Below are 25,546 nucleotides of genomic sequence, written 5' to 3' on the forward strand. Positions count from 1 at the left end.
GCCGTCGTTCTCGGCGGCCGGCGCGGCCGGTGGGGTCACCGTCCGTCGGATGACTTCAGCATGTGGAGAAGACCGCCGAAGGCCTTGGCGCCGACGGTGAGGATGTTCCGGGGCGGGTCGGCGTCGGCGATGCGGACGAGGGCAGGGGAGTCGGGGCCGGTGGATATGTGGACGCAGGCCTCTCGTTCTTGGCAGTAGGACGACTTCCGCCAGGGGCGTGTGGGCATGCCGGCTCCTCACATGTTCTGGATGATGGCGTGGATCAGGTCGCGGGACTTCTCAGGGCTGAGGGCGGTGGCTTCGACGACGTCCAGCAGGCGCCGGTGATCCCGGGAAGGCTCCGACGCCGAAGGGAAGCACCCGCAGGGTGCGTCCCGCAGCGCCGCCTCGGCCTCGGGGCGGATCCCCACCTCGTCCATCGGATGCGGGTCCTCGTTCATCTTGCGCACCCAGTCGGGGTCGGTGCGGTCCACCGGCCTCGCGTCGATCAGCGCGACCCGTTCCGCCGGCTCCGCCAGTTCCCTCATGGCGTCAGGCGAGGTGTTCCACCGGGGCCGGGCCAGTGGCCGCGCGCGGAGAGGAGGAGCACGAGGGACGCGATGTTCCAGGCGTCGTCCTCGCCGCGGTGGTGGCGGCCTTCGAGGGGTAGCCCGGCGATCTCCAGGGCCTGGGCCATGCCGGGGCGCTTGCGCAGGCCGTACGCCTCGGTGAAGGCGGCCTTGGCGTTGGTGTGCCGGCGGTTGAAGGGGTAGGGCGTCCGGGTGGCCTGGCACTGCCGGGTGAACTGGTGGCGGTCGTAGTCGCCCCAGCTGGCCCAGGGCCGGGTGCCCGCGCGGTGCTCCGCCGCCAGCAGCCGGCACGCCTCGGCGAAGCCGACCCCCTGGTCGACCTCGGGCTGGGTGAGGCCCGTCAGCTCCGTGCAGAACGCGCTGACCGTGGACCGGTCGGGCCGCACCAGGATCCGGTGCCGGGCCAGCCGCTCACCCGCCGTCAGATCGACGACGGTCAGCCCGACCTCGATGATCTCGCTGACCTCGCCGGGCGGCGGGGAACCGGCCCAGCAGGTCGCCTCGACGTCCACGACGTTGACGAGCCCCTCGGCCCGGACGCTGTCCATGACGGGCAGCGTAGGGAGGCGCGGCGGCCGGGGCACGCGAGTTTTGTCGTGGATGGCACGATGCGCCGGTGAACCACTTCTCGTACTCGCGCGTCGGTCCTGGCGATGACCGGCCGCGGCTCCCCGAGCCCAGGCCCGTCGAGCCCGGTGAGTGGCCGAAGCTGGAGGCCGCGCTCGCCGTGGTCAACCGCGACGTGACGGCGACCCTGCCGGGGCAGGACGCGTTGGTGCTGATGGTCGACACGCGGCCGAGCCTGCCCCCGGGCGGTGTCGATCGAGGGCAGGTCCACGTGGCGATGCCCGACGGCCGTTGGCAGGGCAACCAGGTGAACGCGTGGGACCCCGAGGAGGGCGACCCGCTGGAGCCGGACGACGAGGCGACGGTGTTGACCGTGGTCGCGGACGCGGCGCAGGAGACCCTGGTGGAGCTGCTCTGGCAGGTCTGGCCGGTCTGCGGCGAGCACAAGCTCGGGATGCACGCTCGTCCCGCGGGAACCGCCGACGACTGGTACCCGGGTGCGACGGACGCCGCCGGACCCCCGGTGTGGTGGTGCCGGGGCCGCCGGGACGGCGAAGGTCATGACGTCGCCCCGGTGGGCGAGCTGGCCGCCACCCTGCCGGGAAAGCAGCGGCGCGCGCTGCGGCGCGAACTGCGGCGCTCCGAGCGCGGACGGGACGACCGCCCCTGAGCGCGACAGCCCGTGGGATCGACCGTGGTTCACATTGCGACAGCGCGGACCAAGAGGGTCCCGATGTGTCCAGGGTGAGGCGCGTCAAGGACCTCCGCGTGGGCCGTGGCGAATCCGGCCCGGGTGAGCAGGCGCTCCCAGACGGCCGGACGGTAGCTGTAGCGGTAGGTGAACATCGCTTTGCCTGCGAAGCCCCCCTTGTACATGCCCTGCGGTCCATAAGCGCCGGAGATGGCCGGAGGCTGTGAGAAGACGAAGACGCCACCCGGGTCGAGCCGCCGGCGGACGAGAGGGAAGAGGCGGCCCGGATCGGTGAACCAGGCTGCTCCGAAGATCGAGTAGACGGCGTCGTACGTGTCCTCGTGTGCGCTCAGGTACTCCAGCACCTCGGAGCACACGAACTCCGCGCCTGTGTGCCCCCACTTGGTGGTGGTCTTCTCGACCATGACGGGAGACAGGTCGACACCGCGAGCGGAGATCCCACGCTGGGCGAGGTGGGCGAGGGCTCGGCCGGTGCCGCAGCCGATCTCCAGGACGGCGCGCGGGGCGCCGAGCAGTTCGGGGCCGGGACCGGCGTACTGGGTCCAGCAGAAGCCCGGCTCCGCGTCGTCCTTGAAGGCGGAAGCGGCGAAGGTGTCCCACAGCTCCGTCTCGGCGGCGATGTCGTGTTGTGCGGGCAAGGCAAGTCCTTCGTCGAAAAGGCTGGGCCCGTGTCCGCCGGAAACCGGGGACAGGGGCCCAGCGTAGGACCGTTCAGTGGCTGTCGGGGACCTTGTTGTCGCACGGTGAGCAGTCCGTACCGTCGACCGCCCACAGCTCGTCGTCGACCTCGAAGCCGATGGACTTCAGGAAGTCCGCCGTGCGCAGGCACAGACCGTCGCGTCGGCGCTCGATGAACGGGGCGTGATGTATCTGTTCGCCCTCGGTCCTCGCGGCCCAGCTCGACCGTCTGGCAGGCGTGATCGGTACGGACACCGTCGAGCTGGGCATCGTGCCACTCGGGGTGCCGCTCAAGGTTCCCCCAGGGCTGGGTTTCTGGATATACGACGATCGTGAGGTCGTCACCGAGACCTGGCACGCCGAACTCTGGCTCGATGACTCTGACTCTCTCGCCCTCTACCTCCGCACCTGGAAGACCTTGCGCGAGTCCGCCGTCTACGGGACCGGCGCCCACAACCTCATCAACGCCGCCCGTCGTGCCCTGAACCCGTCCTGAAGGTCACCGCCCCAGGAAGATCGGGTTGGTGAGGGCCGCGAGGGCGCCCGGGACCGGGCCCGCCGCTGTTTCGTGGCGGATCTCGGCGCGGACGTACGCGGCGTAGGAGGGGGTGGTCTGCCATTCGACCGTGCCCGAGCCGGCCACCGGGAAGGGGTCGGTGGTGAGCAGGACGCCCTCGTCGGTGATGAGGCGGACCGTGCAGCGGGGGACGCCGGAGGCCTCCAGGCGGACGGTCACCGGGGTGTCGGCGGCCACGGCGAGGCGTTCGCCGATGCCCGCGCGCTCGCCCCGCCCGCCCGTCGCCGAGAAGCTCAGCGTCACGTTCTTCGACTCGGCGATGTAGGAGCGGCCCGCGCGCAGGCCCTCCTGGATCGCCTCGCGGGACAGGTCCTCGGCGAGGACGACGGTCTGGGGCGAGCCGACCGCGTCCGGGTCGCGGTGGGCGTCGCTGCTGCCCATGCCGGGCAGCCACCGCCGGTTGTTCCGCACCGAGGCGACGAGCGTGGCGTCCCAGGCGGCGAGGGCCACCTCGTCGTCGGGGGTGTACGGCCCGTTCCAGACCTCGACCGCGTCCGCGTCCCCGAACCCGAACTTCCAGGCGCAGCCCACGCAGGTGGCGTGCGGGTGCGCCGGTACGACCAGGCCGCCGGCCTTGTGGATCTGCTGGGCGAAGTGGCCGAAGCGGTTGTCCCGGGCCCGGTAGCGCCAGTCGACGAAGGTGCCCGGGTCGGTGCCGAGGGCGACCACGTGGCCGTTCCTCGTGGTGATCTCCTCGCCGAGCATGATCAGCAGGTCGTCACCGGCCTGGTCGGCCCAGTGCGCGTGCGCCGAGTGCGTGTTGTGCTCGGAGGAGTTGATGAAGTCCAGGCCGGCGGCCCGCGCGAGGGCGGCGATCTCGGCGGGGGTGCGGCGACCGTCGGAGTACCAGGAGTGCAGGTGGCAGTCGCCGCGGTACCAGTCCCGGCCCCGCCCCTTGGCCCGCTGCGGCGGGTAGACCGGGCGGACGGAGGTGCCGGGATCGCCGTACGTCAGGGTGATCGTCAGCTCGTACGACAGTCCCTGCGGGGCGACCGTGTAGGGGCCCAGTGCGATGTGCCAGGTACCGGCACTCACCGGGCCGGGGAGGTAGCCGGGGGTGGCGTCGTCGGCGCGGACGAAGAACTCCGTGCGGGCGCCGCCGGACCAGCCCCGGAAGCCCTTGCCGCCCAGCTCGGTGCCGTGCTGGTCGAAGACGCCGATGTCGAGCGCGTTGCCCGGGGTGCCGGCCGGGACGCCCGGTCTGTCGTAGGTGTAGGAGACCTTGATCTCCCTTACCCCGGACGGGACGTCGACCGGTACGTACACGAAGTCCGGGCAGCCGGGTGGCAGGGTGCCGCGCACGGTCCGGGTTTCCTGGTCCTGACCGTCGTCCGCCGCTGCGAAGCTCACGGTTCCCAACGTAAGGGCTGCGGTGGCGCCCGTCACGATCAGTGCGCGTCTGCCGATGCCGTGCGTGTCCTCACACATGCCGCTCACTCTCCCCGCTGGACGTGAACTCCCCCGGAAGGGCAGGGAATCCACAGGCATCCGTATGTCATGTGCATAGCGGTGGGGCAGATGGGGCGGCTGATGCCGACCAGTCGGTATGGACAGATCGAGCCACCCCCGGTACAGATGGGGCATGCGTATAGCCGTCACGATCTTCCTCACCGACGAGACCATCGCCCCCGTCCGCCTCGCCCGTGAGCTGGAGGCACGCGGTTTCGCCGGTCTGTACCTGCCCGAGCACACCCACATCCCGGTCGAGCGGACCACCCCGTACCCGGCGGGCGGGGAACTGCCGCGCGAGTACGGCCGTACCCTCGACCCCTTCGTCGCCCTCGGCCAGGCCGCCGCCGTCACCGAGGGCCTCGGCCTCGGCACCGGCATCACCCTGGTCGGCCAGCACGACCCGATCGACCTCGCCAAGCAGATCGCCACGCTCGACCACCTCTCCGGCGGCCGTTTCACCCTCGGTGTCGGTTTCGGCTGGAACGTGGAGGAGGCCGCGGACCACGGCGTGACCTGGCGGACACGGCGGGAGCTGACCCGGGACCGGATGGCCCTGATGCGGGCGCTGTGGACGGCGGAACCGACCGAGTACGAGGGTGAGTTCGGGAGCGTACGGGCCTCCTCCGCCCACCCCAAGCCGGTGCAGAAGCCGCGCGGGCCGGTGGTCGGTCCGCGCACGCTGGTCGGCGGGGCGGCGGGGCCGAAGCTGTTCGCGCACATCGCGGAGTACGCGGACGGGTGGCTGCCGATCGGCGGGCGCGGGCTGACGGAGTCCCTGCCGGTGCTGCGGAGCGTCTGGGAGGACGCGGGGCGGGACGCGGCGGCGCTCCAGGTGGTGCCGTACGCGGTGTACCCGACGCCGGGGAAGCTGGCGCACTACGCGGAGCTGGGCATCGAGGAGGTCGTGGTGCAACTGCCGCCGGCGGGGGAGAGGGAGGTGCTGGAGGTACTGGACGCGTACGCACAGTACCTCTGAGCAAGCCGCCGGGACGCCGCACGGCCGGTTCAGCGGACGCGGATGAACAGCACGTCGTAGGTGCTGTTCGTGCTGCGGGTCTTGACGTAGACGCCGTCCGAACCACCGTTGGGGTTGCCGGTGTTGCCCTCGACGGTGGTGAAGCCGGCGCCGCCGCTCACCGTGCGCACGATGCCTATGTGCTCATGGCCGCCGGTGAAGTCGTTGCCCCCGTCCCAGTCGAAGGCCACGATGTCGCCCGGCTGCGGGTCGGTCGTCACCGAGAGGTGGTAGTTGCCGGCCCGCGCCTGCTTGACCCAGCCGGAGACATACGTGTTGCGGTAGGAACTGGCCCCGGTCTGCTTGGCCACCCAGCTCACGAACGTCGCGCACCAGGCGTAGTTGCTGGTGGACATCGACAGGCCCACGGCCGATCCGTAGCTGTTCGCCCGCGCGCTGCCCTCGACCGTGCCGACCTCGGCCTGCGCCACGTCGAGGATCTTGCCGTACCCGCCGCCGGGAGCGGGCGAGGACGGCGGAGTGACCGCGCCGTACAGCGCCGCCTTGGTGTCCGGACCCGCCTGGCCGTCGACCGACAGACCCTTCTCGGCCTGGAAGTCCCGCACCGCGCTCTCCGTCAGCGGTCCGAAGTCGCCGTCGACGGCGAGGTCGGCCCCGTGGTGGTTGAGCAGGCTCTGCAACTCGGTGACACAGCCGCTCTTCTGGCCCTGCACGATGTTGCTCGGGCAGGAGGCGGAGGTCAGGTTGATCGGCGCCGGGGCGCCGTTGCCGCCGCCGGTGCTGATGTTGGAGTACAGGGCGGTCTTGGTGTCGGGCCCGACCTCACCGTCGACGGACAGGCCCGCCGACGACTGGAACGCCTTCACGGCCGTCAGCGTCTGGGGACCGAACTGGCCGTCCACGTCCAGGTGCTGCCCCTTGCCGTTGAGCAGTGCCTGGAGCGTCGCGACGCAACCACCGCTCTGCCCCTCCACGATGTCCGAAGGGCAGGACGCCGAGCGCAGGTCGAGGGCGGTGGACGGCGACTCGTCGGTGTCGTAGAGCTCCCGCTTGGTGTTCGTACCGACCTGGCCGTCGACCGACAGGCCGTTGGAGGACTGGAAGTCCCGGACCGCGCTCTCCGTCGCCGAGCCGAAATCGCCGTCCACGTCGATCGAGTAGCCGAAGTGGCGGAGCAGCCGCTGCAGTTCGGTGACGCAGCCGCCCTTGTCGCCCTTGACGATGTTCGCCGGGCACGACGAGGAGTTGAGGTTGACCGGCGACGGCGCCGAGCCGCCGGTCGCGTACAGCTTGGCCTTGGTCTGGGGGCCCACCTGTCCGTCCACGGCGATCGCCACGGAGGACTGGTACTGGCGCACCGCGTAGAGCGTGTTCGCCCCGAAGCTGCCGTCCACCGTCAGACCGGCACCGTGCGCGTTGAGCAGGTTCTGCAACTCGGTGACGCAGCCGCTCACCTGGCCCTGGACGATGTTCGCCGGGCACGACGAGGAGGTCAGCCTGATCGCCGCGGGCGCCGCCGACGCCGGAACGGCACCGAGCAGGCTGCCCGCCGACAGGAGCGCCGTGGTGGCGGCGAACACGCCGGCTCTGACTCTCCAGCCCGGTCTCGCGGTCATGGCGCCGCGCTGTCGGACGGGTGCGGTGGCGGTGCGACCACCGGAGGGGGTGTTCTCCGTGACGCTCTTCACGACGGTCTGCGTGACGTTCTTCATGACTCGCCCTTCGTTCGACTCTGCACGTCGGCACGCGGACGCTACGGACGGCGGTCCGCCCCGAGAAGAAGAAGCACCGGGCGGGGGAGGCTGGGACGCCGTTGCCGCACCCACCTGGGACGTTCGGCCGCCGCTGGGACGCTCCTGGGACGCGCCCCGCGCGGTGGGCGCCGTAGGGGGTGCACACCCCCGGCCCCCCTGAACCCGTGGAGCCGCTACGTATGCTCGAACAATGACGACTTCCGCGACCTCCGGAACCGGCCCCACCGACCGCCCCGGCGGTACCGGCCCCACCGAGAACTCCATGCGTCGCGCCCTCAAACGCGCCCGGGACGGCGTCGCCCTCGACGTCGCCGAGGCCGCCGTACTCCTCCAGGCGCGCGGCGAGGCCCTGACCGACCTCGCCGCCTCCGCCGCCCGGGTCCGGGACGCGGGCCTCGAGGCGGCGGGCCGCCCCGGCGTCATCACCTACTCGAAGAGCGTCTTCATCCCCCTCACCCGCCTGTGCCGTGACAAGTGCCACTACTGCACGTTCGTCACCGTCCCCGGCAAGCTCCGCCGGGCCGGGCACGGGATGTTCATGTCCCCCGACGAGGTCCTGGACGTCGCCCGCAAGGGCGCGGCCCTCGGCTGCAAGGAAGCCCTGATCACCCTCGGCGACAAGCCCGAGGACCGCTGGCCGGAGGCGCGCGAGTGGCTCGACGCGCACGGTTACGACGACACCATCGCCTACGTCCGCGCCATCTCCGTCCGGATCCTGGAGGAGACCGGGCTGCTGCCCCACCTCAACCCCGGGGTGATGTCCTGGACGGACTTCCAGCGCCTCAAGCCGGTCGCCCCGTCGATGGGGATGATGCTGGAGACGACCGCGACCCGGCTGTGGTCGGAGCCGGGCGGCCCGCACCACGGCTCCCCGGACAAGGAGCCCGCCGTCCGCCTGCGGGTCCTGGAGGACGCGGGCCGCTCCTCCGTCCCCTTCACCTCGGGCATCCTGATCGGCATCGGCGAGACGTACGAGGAGCGCGCCGAGTCCCTGTTCGCGCTGCGCCGCGTGGCCCGGTCGTACCACGGCGTGCAGGAACTGATCATCCAGAACTTCCGGGCCAAGCCGGACACGGCGATGCGCGGCATGCCGGACGCCGAGCTGGACGAACTGGTCGCGGCGGTGGCGGTGGCGCGGCTGGTGATGGGCCCCTCCGGCAACATCCAGGCGCCGCCCAACCTCGTCGCCGGCGAGTACGAGCGCCTGATCGCCGCCGGCATCGACGACTGGGGCGGCGTGAGCCCGCTCACCATCGACCACGTCAACCCCGAACGCCCCTGGCCGCAGATCGAGGAACTGGCGGCGAAGTCGGCGGCCGCCGGTTTCGAACTGCGTGAACGCCTGTGCGTGTACCCGGAGTTCGTCCGCCGCGGCGAGCCCTGGCTGGACCCGCGGCTGCGCCCGCACATCGCGGCCCTGGCGGACCCGGCCACGGGTCTCGCGGTCGCCGACGCGGTGGTCGAGGGCCGCCCGTGGCAGGAGCCGGAGGAGGTCTTCGTGGCCACCGGCCGCACCGACCTGCACACCGCCATCGACACCGAGGGCCGTACGGCCGACCGCCGCGACGACTTCGACGAGGTGTACGGCGACTGGGGCGCCCTGCGCGAGGCGGCGGCCCCCGGCATGGCACCGGAGCGCATCGACACCGACGTCCGCGGGGCCCTGGCCACCGCCGCCGACGATCCGACGAAGCTCACGGACGCCGAGGCCCTCGCCCTCCTCCACGCGGACGGCCCGGCGCTGGACGCGCTGACGAGGATCGCCGACGACGTGCGGAAGTCGGCCGTCGGCGACGACGTGACGTACATCGTCACCCGCAACATCAACTTCACCAACGTCTGCTACACCGGCTGCCGGTTCTGCGCCTTCGCCCAGCGCCGCACCGACGCCGACGCGTACACGCTCTCCCTCGACCAGGTCGCCGACCGGGCACAGCAGGCGTGGGACGTCGGCGCGGTGGAGGTCTGCATGCAGGGCGGCATCCACCCCGACCTGCCCGGCACGGCGTACTTCGACATCGCGAAGGCGGTGAAGGAGCGGGTCCCCGGCATGCACGTGCACGCCTTCTCGCCGATGGAGGTGGTGAACGGCGCGACCCGCACCGGCCTGTCGATCCGCGAGTGGCTGACGGCGGCGAAGGAGGCGGGCCTGGACACCATCCCCGGCACGGCCGCCGAGATCCTGGACGACGAGGTCCGCTGGGTGCTGACGAAGGGCAAGCTGCCCACCGCCACCTGGATCGAGGTCGTCACCACGGCCCACGAGGTGGGCATCCGGTCCTCCTCCACGATGATGTACGGCCACGTCGACCAGCCCCGGCACTGGCTCGGACACCTGCGCACCCTGGCCGGCATCCAGCAGCGGACCGGCGGCTTCACGGAGTTCGTCACCCTGCCCTTCATCCACACCAACGCCCCGGTCTACCTGGCGGGCATCTCCCGCCCCGGCCCGACCATGCGGGACAACCGCGCGGTGACGGCGATGGCCCGTCTCCTCCTGCACCCGCACATCCCGAACATCCAGACGAGCTGGGTGAAACTGGGCACGGAAGGGGCGGCGGAGATGCTCCGCTCGGGCGCCAACGACCTGGGCGGCACCCTCATGGAGGAGACGATCTCGCGGATGGCGGGGTCGTCGTACGGCTCGTACAAGTCGGTACGCGACCTGGTCGCCGTGGCGCAGGCGGCGGGCCGTCCGGCGCGGCCGCGTACGACGCTGTACGGCGAGGTGTCCGAGGAGCGGCAGCGGGCGGCGGAGGCGTCCGACGGGCACCTGCCGGAGCTGCTGCCGGTGCTGGACTGAGCGGCCGGGTGCCCGGGTGCGGCCCGGTACGATGATCCGACCTCTGTCGTCTGTACAGGGGGCCTCATAGCGGAGGAGATGCGTACCCGTGGCTGCCCTACTGCCCTCCTGGGTCACGGTCACCGGACTGACGGCGGGGGCGACGGTGGCCGTCGCCTTCCTCGCCGTGCAGGCCGACAAGGGGCCGCACCCCACGGCCGCGGCGGTCCGGCCGTCGGCGAGCGCGTCGGCGGGCGCCCGCCCCTCCGCGTCCCCGGCCCCGGCGAAGGCCCCCGACGTCCCCGCGGCCTCCGGCACCGGCCGCCGGGTCGTCTACTCACTGGGCGACAAGCGGGTGTGGCTGGTCGACGCGAGCGACAAGGCGACCCGTACGTTCACGGTGTGGCCGGGGACGGTGAGTCCCGACCCCGGCACCTACACGATCTCCAAGACCCTGGCGTCCACGACCGGCTCGGACGGCGTCCAGATCGAGCACATCCTCTACTTCGCCGCGAAGTCCGGCCTGTCGGTCGCCTTCTCCAACGCGGTCGACGGCGCCTCGCCGCCCCCTGCGGCCGGCAAGCAGACCAGCGGCATCCGCATGCGCAAGCCGGACGGCGCGGCCCTGTGGACCTTCGGCACGGAACCGGACACCAAGGTGACGGTGGTGAAGTAGGCCGGCTCAGTCCTCCGGGGCCGACCGGCCCGACAGCTGGACGACGACGAGTGCGAGCCCGGTCAGCACCAGGACCCGGGTCGCGGCGTCCAGGCCGTTCCAGGTCTTGGACTGCCACATGGAGAACCACTCGCCGCCGATCCCGATGAACCCGGCGCCGAAGAGCAGGACGAGCATCAGCAGACCGTAGGTGGAGACGCGCCGCGCGCGGCCGTCGTCGCGCCGGAACCACAGCACGGTCCCGGCGGTCAGCACGAGCGCGGCCAGCGTCTCCCACACGATGATGGCGACGTAGGCGGTGTTCTCGAGCCCCTTGTCCGTGATGGCCCGCCACATCAGGTCGTCGTCCTTGAACGTGGTGTCCATGGCCAGGACATGCTGGACGAAGGCCTGGTTGGTGCCGAAGTCGGTGATGTTCCCGAAGGCGACGAGGGCGATGTAGAGCGCGACCGTGCCGGTGAGCACGGCGGCGGCAAGCGAAAGCGCACGGGGCGCGTGGGAGGTGGACATGACACGGTCCTTTCCCTGCTCCGGCCGATTACACCTTGTCGCCCTCTGCCAGACTTGGGGTGGGATCTGCTGCGGGGGTGGGGTGCGGATGGGGTCGGCGCGGTTGTCGGTGCAGGAGCTGATCGGGCGGCGGCGCAGGGCCGGATTCGTCGGGCGGGCCGAGGAGCGGGCCGCGTTCCGGCGGAACCTCGAACTGCCGCCCGAGGACGAGCGGCACCGGTTCCTGTTCCATGTGCACGGCGACGCGGGCGTCGGAAAGACCTTCCTGGTACGGGAGTTGCAGCAGCTCGCCCGGGAGGCCGGGGCGCTGACCGCCTACGTCGACGAAGGCGCGGACAGCGTGCCCGAGGCGATGGCGGCGATGGCGCGACAGTTCGGCGCCCAGGGACACCGGTTCAGGGAACTGGACCGGCTGCTGGCCGCGCACCGGGAGTGGCGGCACGAGGCGGCGGCCGCCCTGGCGATGGACGGACCGCAGGACGGACAGGGGCCGTCGGCGGGCAGCCTGGCCGTGGCACGGGCGGCCCAGGTGGGCCTGGGGATGGTCCCGGTGGCCGGCGCCTTCGCCGCGGCCCTCGACACCGACCTCCTCGCCCAGGGAGCCGACCGGATCCGGGCCCGCTTCCGCAGCCAGGAGGACGCCCAACTGGTCCTGTCCCCCGAGCGGGTGCTGACCCCCGTACTGCTGACGGAACTGACCGCGGCGGCCGACACCGCCCCCTGGATCGTCCTCTTCCTCGACACCTACGAGCGCACCGGCCCGTTCCTCGACCCCTGGCTGCACGACGTGATGACCACCGACCGGTACGGCGCCCTCCCCGCCGGCGTCGTCGTGGTCACCTCCGGCCAGCACTCGTTCGACACGGCCCGCTGGGGCGGTTTCGCCGACTTCATGACCGACGTCCCGCTGCGCCCGTTCACGGAGGCGGAGGCGCGGGGGCTGCTCGCGGACAAGGGCGTACGGGACGAACCGGTGGTCGCGGAGGTGCTGCGGCTCAGCGGCGGCCTCCCCGTACTCGTCACCGCCCTCGCCGCACAGCGCCCCACCGACCCGGACGACGTGGGAGACCCCAGCGCCACCGCCGTGGAACGCTTCCTGAAGTGGGAGCCGGATCCCGCCCGCCGGTCCGTGGCGCTCGCCTGCGCGCTGCCCCGGCGCCTCGACCTCGACGTGTTCCGGGCGGCCGTCGACTGCCCCGCCGAGGAGGCCGACGCGCTCTTCGGCTGGCTGCGCGGCCTGCCGTTCGTGACCGAGCGGCCCGACCGGCTGACCTACCACGACCTGGTCCGCGACGCGATGCTCCGCCTGCGGCGGCGACGCTCCCCACGGGACTGGACCCGCGACCACGAGGCACTCGCCGAGGCCTACGGCGGCTGGCGCGCGGAGGCGGCGAACGGGCTCGGCCCCGGCGCGGAATGGGACCACGAGCCGTGGCGCGCACTGCTGCTGGAGGAGACGTACCACCGCCTGTGCGCCCGGCCGGGGACCGCACTGGCGGGAGCGCTCGACACCTTCCTGCCGGCCTGTGCCGCGGACCCGGCGGTCGGCCGCCGCTGGGCGGCGACCCTGCTGGAAGCGGGCACCGCCGCCGACGCCCCGGCCGTGCGGGACTGGGGACGCCGCCTGACCGAGGCCCTCGCCGACGGGGTGAGCGGCGCCATGGACCTGCTCCTCGCCCGGCCCGGACTGGACGGTGGCGGTCGGGCGCTGGCGCATGTGGTCCGGGGCCGGGACCTGTGGAACGCCGGTGAGATCGACCGCTCCCTGGCCGAGTACGACCTGGCGATCGCACTGGACCCGGAGCGGCCGACGGCCCACTACGGTCGCGCCCTGTGCTGCCGGGCCCTGGACGATCTGACCGGGGCCCTCGCCGCCCTGGACCGCGCGGACGGCCTCGCTCCCGACACCGCGCTGTTCATCGCCGCCCGGGGCGAGACCCTCCGGCTGGCCGGCCGCTTCACGGAGGCCGTGGCCGACCTGGACCGGGCGGTCGCCCTGGATCCGGCCGACGCGAGCACCCTCGCCTCGCGGGGCGTGTGCCGGCACGCACTGGAGCAGGACGACGCGGCCCTCGCCGACTTCGACCGCGCGCTGGGCATCGACGCGGGGCACCTGTGGGCGCGGGTGCGCAGGGGACGGCTGCGCGGCGCGCGGGACGAGTGGGCGGAGGCGTTCGCCGACCTCGACGAGGCGGTCCGGCGCGCCCCCGACTCACCCTGGATCGCCTCTGAGCGGGGCGACGCCTACCGGCGCGCGGGCCGCTTCACGGACGCGGTCGCCGAACTCACCCGGGCCGTCACCCTGCTGCCCGACTACCCGTCCGCCCTGGCAGGCCGCGGCGTGGCTCTCCACGAACTGGGCCGCACCGAGCAGGCGTCGGCCGACCTGGACCGGGCCGTCGCCCTGGCCCCCGACTTCACCTGGGCACGGGAGGCCCGGGACCGGGTACGCGGCGGACCCACTCCTGGATGACGGCGGCGGACAGGACGTGACCGGTGCTGCGCGGACGGGGCGCGGCGCACCGCCCACCGCCCCTCCCGACCCGGTCGAAACCCGGTCAGCCGGGCGCACACAACCCACACCTCGCATACCCAACCGGCCCCTGAAGAGACCGTTCCCGGTCGATTACAGTGCTCAGCGCTCGTATGTACGGACGGTGCCCGTGAGGAGGTCATGGTGAGTGCGACGTCGGGTGCCGTCTGGGGGCGTGGGGAACAGCAGGACTTCCGGAGCAGGGTGCGGGGGACGCTGCTGGGAGCCGCCGTCGGGGACGCGCTCGGCGGGCCGGTGGACGGGCTGACGCTGGAGGAGATCCGGGGGGCGTACGGACCCGAGGGGATCGTCGATCTCGGGGCCGGGTACGGGCGGCGCGGGACGGTCACGCACCACACGCAGCTCACCCTCTTCACCGTGGACGGGTTGATAAGGGCCCAGGTGCGGCGGGACACCGGCGCCTGGCATCCGCCGACCGACCTGCACCGGGCGTATCTGCGGTGGGCAGCCACGCAGCGCGACTGGGGGCCCGACGAGCGGCGGGAGGACGACGGGTGGCTGGCCCGGGAGGAGTGGCTGTACGCCCGACGGGATCCCACGCGGTCGTTGCTGCTCGGGCTGGGGGACGAGCGGATGGGGACGCTGGAGGAGCCCAAGAACCCGGAGGACATGGGGCCGGAGGCGGTCGCCAGGTCCGCGCCGTTCGGGCTGCTGGTGGGGTGGGAGCCGCAACTCGTCGTACAACTGGCCGTGGAGTGTTCGGCGCAGACGCACGGGCATCCCACCGCCTGTCTGTCGGCGGGCGCGTACGCGGTGATCGTGCACGCGCTGGCGCGGGGCGACTCGCTCGACGGGGCCGTCCAGCGGACCCTCGCGCTGCTCGCCGTCCGGCCGGGACACCAGCCCGTGTCGGACGCGTTGCAGCACGCGCTCGGCGCCGTACGGCAGGGGATGCCGTCCCCGGCGCGGGTCGAGGAGCTCACCGGGGACGGGGCGGCCGACGGGATGCTCGCCGCCGCCGTGTACTGCGCGCTCGTCGGCGAGGACGTACGGCACGGGCTGTGCCTCGCCGTCAACCAGGCCGGGCCCTCCGCCGTCGCGGGCGCCCTCACCGGCGGCCTCCTCGGCGCCCTGCACGGCGAGACGGCTCTGCCGCCGTCCTGGGTGGCCGAGTTGGAGGGCCGCCCCACGATCCTCGAACTCGCCGACGACTTCGCGATGGAGATGACCCAGGGCCCCGCCCTGCACAGCCCGGCCGGAGCGGCCCCGGGATGGCTCGCGCGCTACCCGCGCTAGCCGTTTCGCCCGAAGGGCCCCGCTCAGCCGGCGCGGCGGGCCTGGACCCCGTCGGGCTCGAAGTCGTAGACGACGTCGTTGATGCGCAGGCCGTCGACGGCCCCGTTCCACATGTAGTCGCGGCCCTTGCTCACCCCGGCGGTGTAGACGACCGGTTGGGCGCCGCCGTCGTTCAGTGCGGCGAGCAGGGCGCGGAAGCCGCACGGGTGGTCCACGGAGCACCTGGCCGCGGCGCCCGCGCTGCCGGTGAGGTACCAGGTGCCGGTCCTGGTGGCGTCGAGGTAGGGGCTCCACTGGTCCACCACCGGGGAGGGCGGCGGGTTCCACACCATCGAGGAGTAGGTGGTGGCGCGGGCCGCGGCGAGGTTCGGGTCGATCTCGAACCTGATGTTCGGCATGTTCCCGGGGCCGCCGTAGGAGATGTTCTCGCCGGTCTGGAAGACGTGGAAGCCGACCTGGCGCAGACCCGGCACCGGGATGCCGTAGAAGTCGGTCTCGTTGCCGAAGTGGACGGCCTCGCTGGGCGGGGTGAGGGAGGTGGCGCGGTCCGCCACCGAGATGCCGAGGCTGCCCCGTCCGTAGGGCGGTCGCGCGGCCGCCTCCGGCAGGCCGAACGAGCCGAACGGGCCGGGCCGCAGGTCGGCGACGGGAGAGCCGATCGTGTCCCGGGTGATGACGCCCCAGTGGTCCGGGCTGCCCGGCTGCCCCGCCGCGTCGGCGGTGGCCGGAACCGGGACTGCGGAAACGACGATCGCGGCCACCGCCGTGACCGCGAGCGCCGTTCTCCTTCTCACCCCGAAGCGAGCCTTCACACCCACTCCTTCCGTGGTCCGTGCGAGGTCAGCCACGGTAGGGATCGCCGGTGCGACAACCCGTCACGACGCACCAGTTATATGGGGTGATTAATCACGATGGTGGAGCGACGGTCGCCTCTCCGCCGGCCTGGGCCGGGACCGGTACCGCCGCCGCGCCGTCGTCGTCCGTGTTGACGTTCTCGATGATCGCCAGGCGTTCCGGGGTGTCCTCCGGCTTCAGGTAGCCGATGAGGATGTACAGGACCAGGGAGACGGCCAGCGGGACCGACACCTGGTACTGGAGGGGGACCCCGCCGTCGACGTTCCAGTTGATCGGGTAGTTGACCAGCCAGAAGGCCAGCAGGCCCGCCGCCCAGCTGGTGAGCGCGGCCGTCGGGCCGGAGCGGCGGAAGGGGCGGAGCAGACCGAGCATCATCGGGATCGCGATCGGGCCCATCAGGCCCGCCACCCACTTGATGACGATCGTGATGATGTCCTTGAAGGCGGGGGAGTTGACCTGGGTCGCCACCGTCATCGACAGACCGAGGAAGACCACCGTGGTCACCCGGGCCGCGATCAGCCCGGTGCGCGGGCCCCACTCCCGGGCCCGCCGGGACAGCACCGGCGCCGCGTCCCGGGTGAACACCGCCGCGATGGCGTTGGCGTCGGAGGAGCACATGGCCATCGTGTGCGAGAAGAACCCGACGATGACCAGGCCCAACAGGCCGTGCGGCAGCAGCTGTTCGGTCATCAGGCCGTAGGAGTCGGAGCCGTCCGGCTTCTTGGCGTGGACCAGCAGCGGTGACATCCACATGGGGAAGAACAGCACCAGCGGCCAGACCAGCCACAGCGCGGCGGAGAGCCGGGCGCCGCGCTCGGCCTCCCGGGGGCTGCCGGTGGCCATGTAGCGCTGGGCCTGGTTGAGCATGCCGCCGTTGTACTCGAAGAGCTTGATGAAGAGGAAGGCGAGCAGGAAGACGGTCCCGTACGGCCCGACCAGCCCCTTGCCGTGGCCGTGCAGGGCGGGCTGGTTCCAGGCGTCGAAGAAGCCGATGTTCCTGTCGTTCAGCTTCAGTACGACCGCGACGAACATCGAGATCCCGGCCAGCAACTGGATGACGAACTGGCCGAGTTCGGTCAGGGCGTCCGCCCACAGGCCGCCGATCGTGCAGTAGACGGCGGTGATCGCGCCGGTGATGAGGATGCCCTGGTTCAGGGTGACGCCGGTGAAGACGGACAGCAGCGTCGCGATGGCCGCCCACTTCGCGGCCACGTCCACGATCTTCAGCAGCATCCCGGACCAGGCGAGGGCCTGCTGGGTCTTCAGGTCGTAGCGGTTCTTCAGGTATTCGAGCGGGGACGCCACGCGGAGCCGGGAGCGGAGGCGGTTGACGCGCGGGGCGAAGAGCTTGGATCCGATCGCGACGCCGAGCGCGATCGGGAAGGACCAGGTGACGAACGACGTCACGCCGTAGGTGTAGGCGATGCCCGCGTAGCCGGTGAACATCACCGCGCTGTAGCCCGACATGTGGTGCGAGATGCCGGACAGCCACCAGGGCATCTTCCCGCCGGCCGTGAAGAAGTCGCTGACGTCGTCCACCCGTTTGTGCGACCAGACGCCGATCGCGACCATCACGCCGAAGTAGCCGATGAGCACGGCCCAGTCGAGCCCGTTCATGCGCCCCCCTTCCAGGGTCCGCCTTGTGAACTCCGCTCAGCAGGCTGGCACTTCGCATAAGCGGAGCGAGGACGGGGAAGGCCGCGAAGTGCCCGCTCATCGTGGGTTCGTTTACGCGGGCACGACAAGCGGGCGTAGGGTCAAAGGGGAGTAAAATCGTTCGGTTAGCTGACCTTGGTTTATGTACATGAACACCTGGATTGGCTGGAAACAGACCTCAGCGCATCAGCTCCCCCGCGTTGACCAGCAGCGACTGTCCCGTGACGGCCCGCGCCCGGTCCGAGGCCAGGAACACCGCCGCGTCCGCCACGTCCCCGTCCGTCGCCAGCTCCGGCAGCGCCATCCGTTCGGTCAGCCGCCCCAGCACCTCGTCCTCGGGCACCCCCTCCGTATGTGCCGTGAACTGCACGTACGCCTGCACCGGCGGCCCCCACATCCAGCCCGGCAGCACCGTGTTGACCCGGATCCGGTACGGCCCCAGCTCGCGCGCCAGCGAGTACATCGCGCTGGTCAGCGCGCCCTTGGAGGCGGCGTACGCGGCCTGCCGCACCTGTGAGGGCGCGGCGACCGCCGACTGCGTCCCGACGAACACGACCGCCCCGCCCCGCTCCTTGAGCCCCGGCAGGCAGGCCCGGGTCATCCGCAGGCTGCCCAGCAGGTTCACGTCGATGACCGAGGCCCAGGTCGCGAAGTCCGCGTCCTCGACCCCGCCGAAGTAGGAGTCCCAGGCGGCCACGTGCACCACCGCGTCGATCCCGCCGAACCGCTCCCGCGCCAGCGCGGCCAGCGCCTCGCACTGCGCCTCGTCGGTGATGTCGGTGGCCCGGTACGCGGTCCTGGCGCCCTCCGGATCGATTCCGGCCGCGCTCTTCGCGAGGTTCGCCTCGGTCCGCGCACCCAGCACCGCGTTCCCGCCGTCCCGTACGACGGCCGCCGCGACCTGGTGCCCGAGCCCGGCGCCGACTCCCGAGACGACGACGGTCTTGCCCGTGAGCAGCGACATGGAAGCCTCCTGAACCCTGGCGCTTTATCTGACGGAGCGTCAGAGTATGGGCGACCACCGGAAAGGGGAACCGCATGAGCGACGACACCCGCAGTGACGTCTACGCCGAACTCGCCGCCGTCGGGCCGTACGGCGTCCGCCCCGGCCACGCCCTCATCACCATGGTCGAGCCGCACCCCGGGCACGAGTACGCGTACAACCGCTGGTACGAGGACGACCACTACTACGCGGGCGCCATGGCCATGCCCTGGATGTACGCCGGCCGCCGCTGGGTCGCCACCCGCGACCTCCAGCTCCTGCGCTACCCCGAGAAGTCGGCCGTCGCCCAGCCCGTGACCGCCGGCTGCTACCTCTCCACCTACTGGGTCACCGACGGCCGCTACGCCGACCACATGAAGTGGACGGTCGGCATCAACAAACGGCTGAACCGGGACGGCCGGGTCTACCAGGACCGCACCCACGTGTTCACGGCGTTCCAGGACCACGAGGCGACCGTGTACCGCGACGGCGCCGCCGGACCGCGCGACTTCCACGCCCTCGACCACCCCTACGCGGGGCTGGTGCTGGAGGTCGTGGACAGCGGGACACCCGAGCAACGGGCCGAACTGCTGGAGTGGCTGCGCGGCCGGCACCTGCCGAAGCGGCTGGCGGGTTCGCCGAGCGCCATGGTGACCGTCTTCCGGCCGACCCCGCTCCCCGGCGACCGGATGACGTACGTGAAGCAGGTGGAGGGGGTGGACACCCGGCTGACCCTGCTGTGGTTCCTGGAGGCCGACCCCAGGGACGTGTGGGAGGAGCACTTCACGGGCCTGGACACCGAGGTGGCCGCCACGGAACTGGGCACCGTGCAGTTCGCCGCCCCGTTCATACCGACGGTCCCCGGCACGGACCGGTACGTGGACCGGTTGCGGTCAGCTCGGTAGCCGGGCCCATCGGGCCTGCTCCCCGGGGCGACCGGGTACCGCCGGGGCGGGTCGACCGACGGTCCCGGGCCCGGACGGCTGCGGGGAGCAGCCGCGGTCGGCTCGGCGGGCGGGCCGGGCGGCGGTCACTTCAGTTCGTCGGGGCACGGTGTGCCGCGGGGCAGCTGGTACGGCGCCGCCAGGCGGTACGTCCCCGCCTTCGGCGCCAGCAGCATCGTCCACTTGTCGCCCTTCGCGTCCTCGGCGGTCTCCGCGAGGCAGCCGTTGACGTTGTCGTACGTCTTCGGGGTGCCCTCGGCCCGGTGCTTGGACGCCTGGGTCTCCTGCGGCGCCTGCAGGCTCTTGCCCTTGGCGTCCACGATGCTCAGCCACGGCGAGTACGGGATCCGGATCAGGATCCGGCCGGCCTTGTGGACCTCGATGGTCAGCTCGCCCTGCTCGGCACTGTCCACCACCGCGTCGGGCTCGGCCAGCGGGACCGGGTCGGTCACCTTGAACAGCTGCCAGTTCGCGTCGCCCCAGATCTGCTTCAGGTACGGCATCCCGCGCTGCACCAGCGCACGTTCCCGCTCGCCGCCGTCACCGTCCGGTTCGCCCTTCGGCAGGACCACGAAGTGCACGGCCCACCGCTGGAGCCACTCGTGGTAGTTCGCGGAGTTGAGGGTGTCGTCGTAGAAGAGCGGGTTGCGCTCCATGTCGGCCTGCCGGTTCCAGCCGCGGGCCAGGTTGACGTACGGCGCGAGCGCGGACGCCTCCCGGTGGGAGCGGGCCGGGACCACCTCGACGCGGCCCTTCTCGGCGCCGACCTGCTGGAGCTGGTGGACCAGCGGGGCGAGCTCACGGGCCCAGGACGCGGCCGGGGTCGTGTGGATGATGTCGTCGACCGACTTGAAGCCGATCCAGCCCACGAAACCGAGGAAGGCGAGGACGGTGACGTAGTACGTGCGCGAGCGCGGGACCGTGTACGGGAGGGCGGCGATCAGGGTCGCACCGGCGAACAGCATCGGCAGCCGCGAGATGTTCGAGCCGATCTGCGAGCTGACCAGCCACACCAGCACCACCCCGAGGCTGTACACGGCCGCCGTCAGCCGGACCGTCTTCCACTCCTTGGGGACGAGGAACAGGCACAGCAGGCCGTAGGAGAGGGGCAGGATCACGGAGCCGATGGTCATGGGCTGGGTGCCGGAGAACGGGAACAGCCAGGCGGACACCGCCACCACGGCCGCGGGCGCCAGACCGAGCGCCCAGGCACCCGGCCGCCGCTTCTGCAGGAACAGCGCGACCGCGACCAGGCCTACGAAGAGCCCGGCGACCGGGGACGACATGGTGGCGAGCGCGGCCAGCGGCGCCGCGACCAGTGCCTTCGCCCACCGCTTGTGGCGCCAGCGGTACGGCCAGCAGAACACCGCGCCCACCGCGCCCAGCGCGAACGCCGTGCCCAGACCGAAGGTGACCCGCCCGGAGATCGCGTTGCAGATCAACGCGAAGACCCCGGCGGACGCCGCCCACAGCGGGTTGCGTACCGCCCGGCTGCGGATCAGGAGCAGGGTCAGCAGACCGGCCGAGGCCGTGCCCGCGATCATCATCGTGGTACGGACGCCCAGTACCGACATCAGGTACGGCGACACCACGCTGTACGACACCGGGTGCATACCGCCGTACCAGGCGAGGTTGTACGCCGAGTCCGGGTGCCGGCCGACGAACTCGGCCCACGCGTCCTGCGCCGCCAGGTCCCCGCCACTGTTCGCGAACGTGAAGAACCAGATGACGTGCAGGATCCCGGCGATGACGGTCATCGAGAGCACCGGGTGGCTCAGCAGCCGCCGGCGCAGCGGTTCGGCGGCGCGCAGCAGCCGGGCGGTGCGGCTGTTACTTTCCGTACCGGCCCGGTCGGCTGTGACGCCCGGGCCCGCCGAGGTCTGGGCTATTCGCCGGCCGGATACCGGACCCGGATCGGCGTTGTCGGCGCGTGTCGGCTCCGCTGTGGCCACCTGAAGGCACTCCCCGTGTCCCGTCTTCTGTTCTCGGCCGTGTTCCACGGTGTTGACGGCCGCTTCCCGTCCAGTTCGCGGCCGCGTCACGGCGTCCGGCGACCTGCCCCGATTCGCGACGCTAGCACGCACCCCGCCGCGGGGCCCTGGGGTGGGCCGCCATCAGCGGGGTGCGGTGACGGAATGCCGGTTATGGGTCAGCCGAGGCGGGTCAGCCTGGCGGCGAACCCGGGCTCCGCGAGATCCTTCTCCAGGGCGACCGGGACCTGGACGGCGGAACCGGAACCGTCACCCACGGTGAGGGTGCCGACCTGGGTGCCCGCCTTCGCGGTGTGCGGGACGTCGTCGGCGGCGAACGTCAGCTTCACCTTCAGCCCCGACCAGCCGACGGCGGTGACGTCCTTGGTCGCCACCACCGGGGTACGGCCGCCCAGACGGTCGTCCACGTAGCCGACGACATCGCCCTTCTTGTAGATCGTCGCCGACTTGAGGGCGCCCTGGGCCGCCCGGATCAGCCGGTCACCGGCGTTCAGGGCTGCCTTGAGGATGCTGTTGTCGTTGCTCGCGTTGGCCGGCTGCCGGATCACCGCGCCGATGACCGTGCGGGTCTCGCCGTTCACGTCCTTCTTCGCGGCGAAGACCAGGTTGCCGAGCGCGGAGGTGGTGGTGCCGGTCTTGATCCCGACCACGTTGTTCTGGCCGACCAGCTGGTTCCAGTTGCCGTGGTTGACACCCTTGTAGTCGTCGTACGACATCATCGCGGCGACCTCGCGGAACGCGGGCTCGCTCGCCATCGCCGCCTTCGCCAGCTTCACCTGGTCCACGGCGGTGGACACCGTGGAGTTCGTGAGGCCCGACGGGTCGGTGTACGTCGTGTTGGTCATGCCGAGCTTCTTCGCCGTGGCGTTCATCTTCGACACGAACGACTTCTCGGAGCCGGCGTCCCAGCGGGCGAGCAGCCGGGCGACGTTGTTCGCCGAGGCGATCAGGATGGACTCCAGGGCCTCGCGCTGGGTGATCGAGTCGCCCGCCGTCACGTCGACGGTGGACTCCTGGCCGGCGTTCGCCTGGTCCTGGGCGGCCTGGTCGATCTTTATCTTCGGGCCCGCCGCGCCGCTCTTCAGGGGGTGGTCGCGCAGGATGATGTACGCGGTCATCACCTTGGCGACGCTCGCGATCGGCACCGGCTTCTGATCACCGGAGGAGCCGAAGGAGCCGATGCCCTGCACGTCGAGGGCGGCCTGTCCGTCGGCCGGCCAGGGGATGTCCACCTTGCCGCCGTCGAAGGTGTACGTGTCCTTCGCGGAGAGGTCGAGGGTGGGCTGGGGGAGCGGGCGCAGGGTCTGTGCGACCGCAAAGACGATCAGCAGGACGATGACCAGGGGCGTCCAGATCTTGACCCGGCGCACGGCGGTCCTGACCGGGGTCTCCGGCGGCCGGGGCGTGTTGGTCAGCTCGGCGAGCAGGTCCAGCGGGGGCTTCGGGGGGAGCGGCTGCTGGGTGGTGCGCTCGGGGCCGACCTGGGGGATGACGGAGGTACGGGTGGTGGACGCGGTCTCGGGCCTGTCCTCCGGGCCGCTGTCCGGCTCGGCCTCCGGCTTGCTCTCCGGCTTGCCCGCCGACGTCGAACCCGGCTTTATGTCCGACTTGAGGGCGACGAACTTGCTGGTGCGCTCGGCTTCCGCCTCGGGGGTCCTGGGTTTGGCGGCGCCGCCCAGCTTGAGCATGGTGGTGGGCTGGTCGACCTGCTGCGGGCGCGGGGCCTTGAGCGTGGTGGTGGGCTGATCCACGCCCTCCCCCTGACCCCGGCCATCGTTGTCAGCAACACCGACCTCGGACCGCCCCTCGACCCCGGCCTCGGCCTTGGGCCGGTCGTCGGGCTCGGTGTCGGTCTTGGGCCGGTCGTCGGGGTCCGCGTTCTCGGGCTCGGCGTCCGCCTGGTCCGTGGCTTCGGGCTTGGCGTCCTCGGGGTCGGTGTCCGTCTGCGTGCCGGGGTCGGGGTTCGCGTCCTCCGGGTCGGCAGGCGAAGTCGCCGTGGCGTCCTCGGGTTTGGCGTCCTCGGGGTCGGCCTCCGGCTGCGCCTCGGGCCTGCCGTCCGGGCGGGTGTCCTCCGGCTCGGCCGTGGCCACCGGCTCGGCGTCCTCGGGCTCGACCGGGGCCGTGAACTCGCCCTTGGCCTCGCCTCCTTCGGACTCGGCGCCTTCGGGCGCGGTGTCGGCTTCGGGCTTGGCGTCCTCGGGCTCGGTGTCCGTCTGCGTGCCGGGGTCGGGCTTGGCGTCGGCGGGTTCGGCCGGGGCCTTGGAGTCGCCCTTGGGCTGGGGGGCTTCGGGTGCGGTGTCTGCCGAGGGCCGGTCCTCGGGGTCCGCGTTCTCGGGCTCGGCGTCCGCCTGGTCCGTGGCTTCGGGCTTGGCGTCCTCGGGGTCGGTGTCCGTCTGCGTGCCGGGGTCGGGGTTCGCGTCCTCCGGGTCGGCAGGCGAAGTCGCCGTGGCGGCTTCGGGCTTCGCGTCCTCGGGGTCGGTGTCCGTCTGCGTGCCGGGGTCGGGGTTCGCGTCCTCCGGGTCGGCAGGCGAAGTCGCCGTGGCGTCCTCGGGCTTGGCGTCCTCGGGGTCGGCCTCGGGCTTGCCGTCCGGGCGGGTGTCCTCCGGCTCGGCGTCCTCGGGCTCCGCCTCCGGCGCAGCCGTGTCCTTCGGGGGGGCCGTTGCCTCAGGCGCCGTGCCGGGGGTGTCGGCGGCGTTCTCCGGGGTCCCGGGGGCTCCCGGGGCCTCCCGGTCCCCCTGGGGGCGCTCAGCGCCCTCCGCGGGCTCCGTGGCCGCCTCCGGCCCCTCCGGGTCCTCGTCGGAGGTGCGCACCCACGCCGCCACCGCCTCGCGGAGCTTCGTGTCGTCCTCGCCGACCGGCTTCGGGTCCCGTACCGAGAAGACCCGGGTGGCGGTGTCCACACCGCCGGCCGTCTCCTTCGCGGCGGCCACCGCCAGCCGCGGATCGCGTGCTTCGGGAACCGAATCCGCGCTCCCCGACGTCGGTTCTGCCGACGACTCGCGCTGCTTCGACCTGTCGGGGGACTCGCCCGCCACCGATGCCTCCTCCACGCTTCGCACGTCTCCGTGCGCTGTCCGAACCATGTACCAGTGTCCTGTGTGCGGGCTTAACCCCTGGCGTAGACGAGAACGACATACCTACCGGTTCCCTTACGAACCGGTCACGCACCCTCGACAGACCAATGTGAGAGGGGTCACCCTGTCATTCATCCACGCGGGGAGGCATGGATGGGCAGGAGCCGCAGAACACTTCCGGAGGAGCTTCTGCTGCTGGCACTGGACCCGGCCACGGGTACCACTGCGCAGCCGCAGTCGCTCGACCTCGGTCTGGCCGGAGCACAGCTAGTGGAGCTGGCGCTGGCCGGACGGATAGCCCCAGACGGGGATCGTATCGCCGTGGTGCAGCCACGGCCGACTGGAGATCCGACTTTGGACTGCGCGTTGGAGTTGCTGCGAAGGCGTGGCGCTCCCGTGCGGGCTGTGCACTGGATCGGCGGACCCCGCCTGGGGCTCCGTCAGGTCTACCTCTCGCATCTCGAACGGTGCGGCATGGTCGCCGCCGTAGCGGGCCAGATGTGCGGGGTGCTGCCGACCACTCGCTACCAGGCGACGGACAACGCCGTCACCCGGGAGATCCGTGGCCGGCTGGACTCGGCGATCCGCACCGGCGTACCGCCGGACCCGCGGACCGCGGCGCTCGCCGCCCTGGCCCACGCGGTCGGCCTCGGCAAGCACCTGTATCCGGGCAACGAGGGGCGGTCCTCTCGTTCCAGGCTGCGGGATCTGATCCGGCACGACCCGATGGGCGGGCTCGTGGCCCACGCCGTCATGGACGTGCAGAACGGCGCGGGCGCTCAGCCACGCCGCAACCAGGCGCCGGCTCCGGCCGGTCCGGGCCCCAGGCCCGGTGCGCCGGAACCCGCACGCGGTGTTCCGATGCAGCCGCGCCGAGGCGCGATGGCACGCGCCGTGGTGCACTGAGCGACAGGCGGCAACTGGCAGCAACTCAGCACCGACGCAGCACCCCTGAGACCCGGTTCGGGAGCCGCTGGTCCGAGCGGGGCGGCGTGGCACAC

Annotated in this window: 21 protein-coding genes and 1 pseudogene; 9 read left to right on the forward strand and 13 right to left on the reverse strand. The window is 72.0% G+C overall.

Annotated features, from left to right (window positions below; genetic code table 11):
- Nucleotides 1-35: 35 nt before the first annotated feature.
- The 3 genes from ABZ646_RS04055 to ABZ646_RS04065 are packed head-to-tail and all read right to left on the reverse strand — an operon-like array spanning nt 36 to nt 1,117.
- Entirely contained in the window at nt 36-227 is a 192-nt protein-coding gene (locus tag ABZ646_RS04055; RefSeq protein ID WP_360512705.1) for a DUF397 domain-containing protein, read from the reverse strand.
- 9 nt (nt 228-236) lie between these two features.
- A complete protein-coding gene (locus tag ABZ646_RS04060; protein ID WP_360512707.1) occupies nt 237-527 on the reverse strand; it encodes a hypothetical protein in 291 nt (96 codons plus the stop codon).
- Nucleotides 524-1,117, reverse strand: a complete 594-nt coding sequence (locus tag ABZ646_RS04065) for a 3'-5' exonuclease (RefSeq protein ID WP_360512709.1) — start codon at nt 1,115-1,117, stop codon at nt 524-526. The genes ABZ646_RS04060 and ABZ646_RS04065 overlap by 4 nt, the downstream gene beginning before the upstream one ends.
- A 68-nt stretch (nt 1,118-1,185) precedes the next feature.
- Here ABZ646_RS04065 and ABZ646_RS04070 point away from each other — a divergent pair, with 68 nt between their 5' ends.
- On the forward strand, nt 1,186-1,806 hold the full coding sequence (locus ABZ646_RS04070) for a hypothetical protein (protein WP_360512711.1): 621 nt from the start codon (nt 1,186-1,188) through the stop codon (nt 1,804-1,806).
- Between the two features lie 29 nt (nt 1,807-1,835).
- On the opposite strand, the gene ABZ646_RS04075 is transcribed toward ABZ646_RS04070, so the two are convergent.
- On the reverse strand, nt 1,836-2,486 hold the full coding sequence (locus ABZ646_RS04075) for a class I SAM-dependent methyltransferase (RefSeq protein WP_360512713.1): 651 nt from the start codon (nt 2,484-2,486) through the stop codon (nt 1,836-1,838).
- A gap of 73 nt (nt 2,487-2,559) precedes the next feature.
- On the reverse strand, nt 2,560-2,781 hold the full coding sequence (locus tag ABZ646_RS04080; protein ID WP_360512764.1) for a hypothetical protein: 222 nt from the start codon (nt 2,779-2,781) through the stop codon (nt 2,560-2,562).
- On the opposite strand from ABZ646_RS04080, the pseudogene ABZ646_RS04085 reads away from it, so the two are divergent.
- Nucleotides 2,717-3,022: pseudogene (locus tag ABZ646_RS04085) on the forward strand (Scr1 family TA system antitoxin-like transcriptional regulator); the annotation flags it as partial. The gene ABZ646_RS04080 and the pseudogene ABZ646_RS04085 sit on opposite strands and share 65 nt — an antisense overlap.
- 3 nt (nt 3,023-3,025) lie before the next feature.
- On the opposite strand, the gene ABZ646_RS04090 reads toward ABZ646_RS04085, so the two are convergent.
- On the reverse strand, nt 3,026-4,531 hold the full coding sequence (locus tag ABZ646_RS04090) for a CehA/McbA family metallohydrolase (RefSeq protein WP_360512715.1): 1,506 nt from the start codon (nt 4,529-4,531) through the stop codon (nt 3,026-3,028).
- 154 nt (nt 4,532-4,685) lie between these two features.
- Between ABZ646_RS04090 and ABZ646_RS04095 the strand changes: the two genes are divergently transcribed.
- A complete protein-coding gene (locus ABZ646_RS04095; RefSeq protein WP_360512717.1) occupies nt 4,686-5,531 on the forward strand; it encodes an LLM class F420-dependent oxidoreductase in 846 nt (281 codons plus the stop codon).
- 29 nt (nt 5,532-5,560) lie between these two features.
- Here the strand turns inward: ABZ646_RS04095 and ABZ646_RS04100 are convergent, their stop codons facing one another.
- Entirely contained in the window at nt 5,561-7,243 is a 1,683-nt protein-coding gene (locus tag ABZ646_RS04100) for a peptidoglycan-binding protein (protein ID WP_360512719.1), read from the reverse strand.
- A gap of 232 nt (nt 7,244-7,475) precedes the next feature.
- Here ABZ646_RS04100 and ABZ646_RS04105 point away from each other — a divergent pair, with 232 nt between their 5' ends.
- Both ABZ646_RS04105 and ABZ646_RS04110 read left to right on the forward strand, forming a co-directional pair.
- Entirely contained in the window at nt 7,476-10,088 is a 2,613-nt protein-coding gene (locus tag ABZ646_RS04105) for a bifunctional FO biosynthesis protein CofGH (protein ID WP_360512721.1), read from the forward strand.
- A gap of 88 nt (nt 10,089-10,176) precedes the next feature.
- Entirely contained in the window at nt 10,177-10,743 is a 567-nt protein-coding gene (locus tag ABZ646_RS04110; RefSeq protein ID WP_360512723.1) for a hypothetical protein, read from the forward strand.
- Nucleotides 10,744-10,749: 6 nt separating this feature from the next.
- Here ABZ646_RS04110 and ABZ646_RS04115 read toward each other — a convergent pair whose 3' ends face one another.
- Complete coding sequence (locus ABZ646_RS04115; RefSeq protein WP_360512725.1) at nt 10,750-11,253, reverse strand: DUF2165 domain-containing protein; 504 nt, start codon at nt 11,251-11,253, stop codon at nt 10,750-10,752.
- Nucleotides 11,254-11,341: 88 nt separating this feature from the next.
- On the opposite strand from ABZ646_RS04115, the gene ABZ646_RS04120 reads away from it, so the two are divergent.
- Together ABZ646_RS04120 and ABZ646_RS04125 are read left to right on the forward strand one after the other, a co-directional pair.
- Entirely contained in the window at nt 11,342-13,726 is a 2,385-nt protein-coding gene (locus tag ABZ646_RS04120; protein WP_360512727.1) for a tetratricopeptide repeat protein, read from the forward strand.
- Between the two features lie 204 nt (nt 13,727-13,930).
- Nucleotides 13,931-15,043 (forward strand): ADP-ribosylglycohydrolase family protein, encoded by a 1,113-nt coding sequence (locus tag ABZ646_RS04125; RefSeq protein WP_360512762.1) that lies wholly within the window; start codon nt 13,931-13,933, stop codon nt 15,041-15,043.
- Between the two features lie 23 nt (nt 15,044-15,066).
- Here ABZ646_RS04125 and ABZ646_RS04130 read toward each other — a convergent pair whose 3' ends face one another.
- The 3 genes from ABZ646_RS04130 to ABZ646_RS04140 all read right to left on the reverse strand — a co-directional run bounded on the left by ABZ646_RS04130 (nt 15,067) and on the right by ABZ646_RS04140 (nt 18,518).
- Nucleotides 15,067-15,855: a hypothetical protein gene (locus ABZ646_RS04130; RefSeq protein ID WP_360512729.1), complete on the reverse strand. Its 789-nt coding sequence runs from the start codon at nt 15,853-15,855 to the stop codon at nt 15,067-15,069.
- A gap of 94 nt (nt 15,856-15,949) precedes the next feature.
- Nucleotides 15,950-17,515 (reverse strand): sodium:solute symporter family protein, encoded by a 1,566-nt coding sequence (locus tag ABZ646_RS04135; RefSeq protein WP_360512731.1) that lies wholly within the window; start codon nt 17,513-17,515, stop codon nt 15,950-15,952.
- Between the two features lie 217 nt (nt 17,516-17,732).
- Nucleotides 17,733-18,518 (reverse strand): SDR family oxidoreductase, encoded by a 786-nt coding sequence (locus ABZ646_RS04140; protein WP_360512733.1) that lies wholly within the window; start codon nt 18,516-18,518, stop codon nt 17,733-17,735.
- Between the two features lie 74 nt (nt 18,519-18,592).
- Here ABZ646_RS04140 and ABZ646_RS04145 point away from each other — a divergent pair, with 74 nt between their 5' ends.
- The gene (locus ABZ646_RS04145) at nt 18,593-19,441 is read left to right on the forward strand and encodes a hypothetical protein (protein ID WP_360512735.1); all 849 of its coding nucleotides are present in this window, start codon (nt 18,593-18,595) and stop codon (nt 19,439-19,441) included.
- Nucleotides 19,442-19,566: 125 nt separating this feature from the next.
- On the opposite strand, the gene ABZ646_RS04150 is transcribed toward ABZ646_RS04145, so the two are convergent.
- Nucleotides 19,567-21,432 (reverse strand): MFS transporter, encoded by a 1,866-nt coding sequence (locus ABZ646_RS04150; protein WP_360512737.1) that lies wholly within the window; start codon nt 21,430-21,432, stop codon nt 19,567-19,569.
- A gap of 197 nt (nt 21,433-21,629) precedes the next feature.
- The gene (locus ABZ646_RS04155) at nt 21,630-24,521 is read right to left on the reverse strand and encodes a D-alanyl-D-alanine carboxypeptidase (RefSeq protein ID WP_360512738.1); all 2,892 of its coding nucleotides are present in this window, start codon (nt 24,519-24,521) and stop codon (nt 21,630-21,632) included.
- A 177-nt stretch (nt 24,522-24,698) separates the two neighbouring features.
- Between ABZ646_RS04155 and ABZ646_RS04160 the strand changes: the two genes are divergently transcribed.
- Nucleotides 24,699-25,451 (forward strand): GPP34 family phosphoprotein, encoded by a 753-nt coding sequence (locus tag ABZ646_RS04160; RefSeq protein ID WP_132891559.1) that lies wholly within the window; start codon nt 24,699-24,701, stop codon nt 25,449-25,451.
- Nucleotides 25,452-25,546: the final 95 nt, after the last annotated feature.

The sequence above is a fragment of the Streptomyces sp. NPDC007162 genome (assembly GCF_040634175.1).
GTDB lineage: Bacteria > Actinomycetota > Actinomycetes > Streptomycetales > Streptomycetaceae > Streptomyces.

Bases quoted from the DNA above. Each gene is read 5' to 3' on its own strand.
- ABZ646_RS04055 (WP_360512705.1), bottom strand. From the start codon at position 227: ATGCCCACACGCCCCTGGCGGAAGTCGTCCTACTGCCAAGAACGAGAG.
- ABZ646_RS04060 (WP_360512707.1), bottom strand. From the start codon at position 527: ATGAGGGAACTGGCGGAGCCGGCGGAACGGGTCGCGCTGATCGACGCG.
- ABZ646_RS04065 (WP_360512709.1), bottom strand. From the start codon at position 1,117: ATGGACAGCGTCCGGGCCGAGGGGCTCGTCAACGTCGTGGACGTCGAG.
- ABZ646_RS04090 (WP_360512715.1), bottom strand. From the start codon at position 4,531: ATGTGTGAGGACACGCACGGCATCGGCAGACGCGCACTGATCGTGACG.
- ABZ646_RS04095 (WP_360512717.1), top strand. From the start codon at position 4,686: ATGCGTATAGCCGTCACGATCTTCCTCACCGACGAGACCATCGCCCCC.
- ABZ646_RS04100 (WP_360512719.1), bottom strand. From the start codon at position 7,243: ATGAAGAACGTCACGCAGACCGTCGTGAAGAGCGTCACGGAGAACACC.
- ABZ646_RS04105 (WP_360512721.1), top strand. From the start codon at position 7,476: ATGACGACTTCCGCGACCTCCGGAACCGGCCCCACCGACCGCCCCGGC.
- ABZ646_RS04115 (WP_360512725.1), bottom strand. From the start codon at position 11,253: ATGTCCACCTCCCACGCGCCCCGTGCGCTTTCGCTTGCCGCCGCCGTG.
- ABZ646_RS04120 (WP_360512727.1), top strand. From the start codon at position 11,342: ATGGGGTCGGCGCGGTTGTCGGTGCAGGAGCTGATCGGGCGGCGGCGC.
- ABZ646_RS04135 (WP_360512731.1), bottom strand. From the start codon at position 17,515: ATGAACGGGCTCGACTGGGCCGTGCTCATCGGCTACTTCGGCGTGATG.
- ABZ646_RS04140 (WP_360512733.1), bottom strand. From the start codon at position 18,518: ATGTCGCTGCTCACGGGCAAGACCGTCGTCGTCTCGGGAGTCGGCGCC.
- ABZ646_RS04145 (WP_360512735.1), top strand. From the start codon at position 18,593: ATGAGCGACGACACCCGCAGTGACGTCTACGCCGAACTCGCCGCCGTC.
- ABZ646_RS04160 (WP_132891559.1), top strand. From the start codon at position 24,699: ATGGGCAGGAGCCGCAGAACACTTCCGGAGGAGCTTCTGCTGCTGGCA.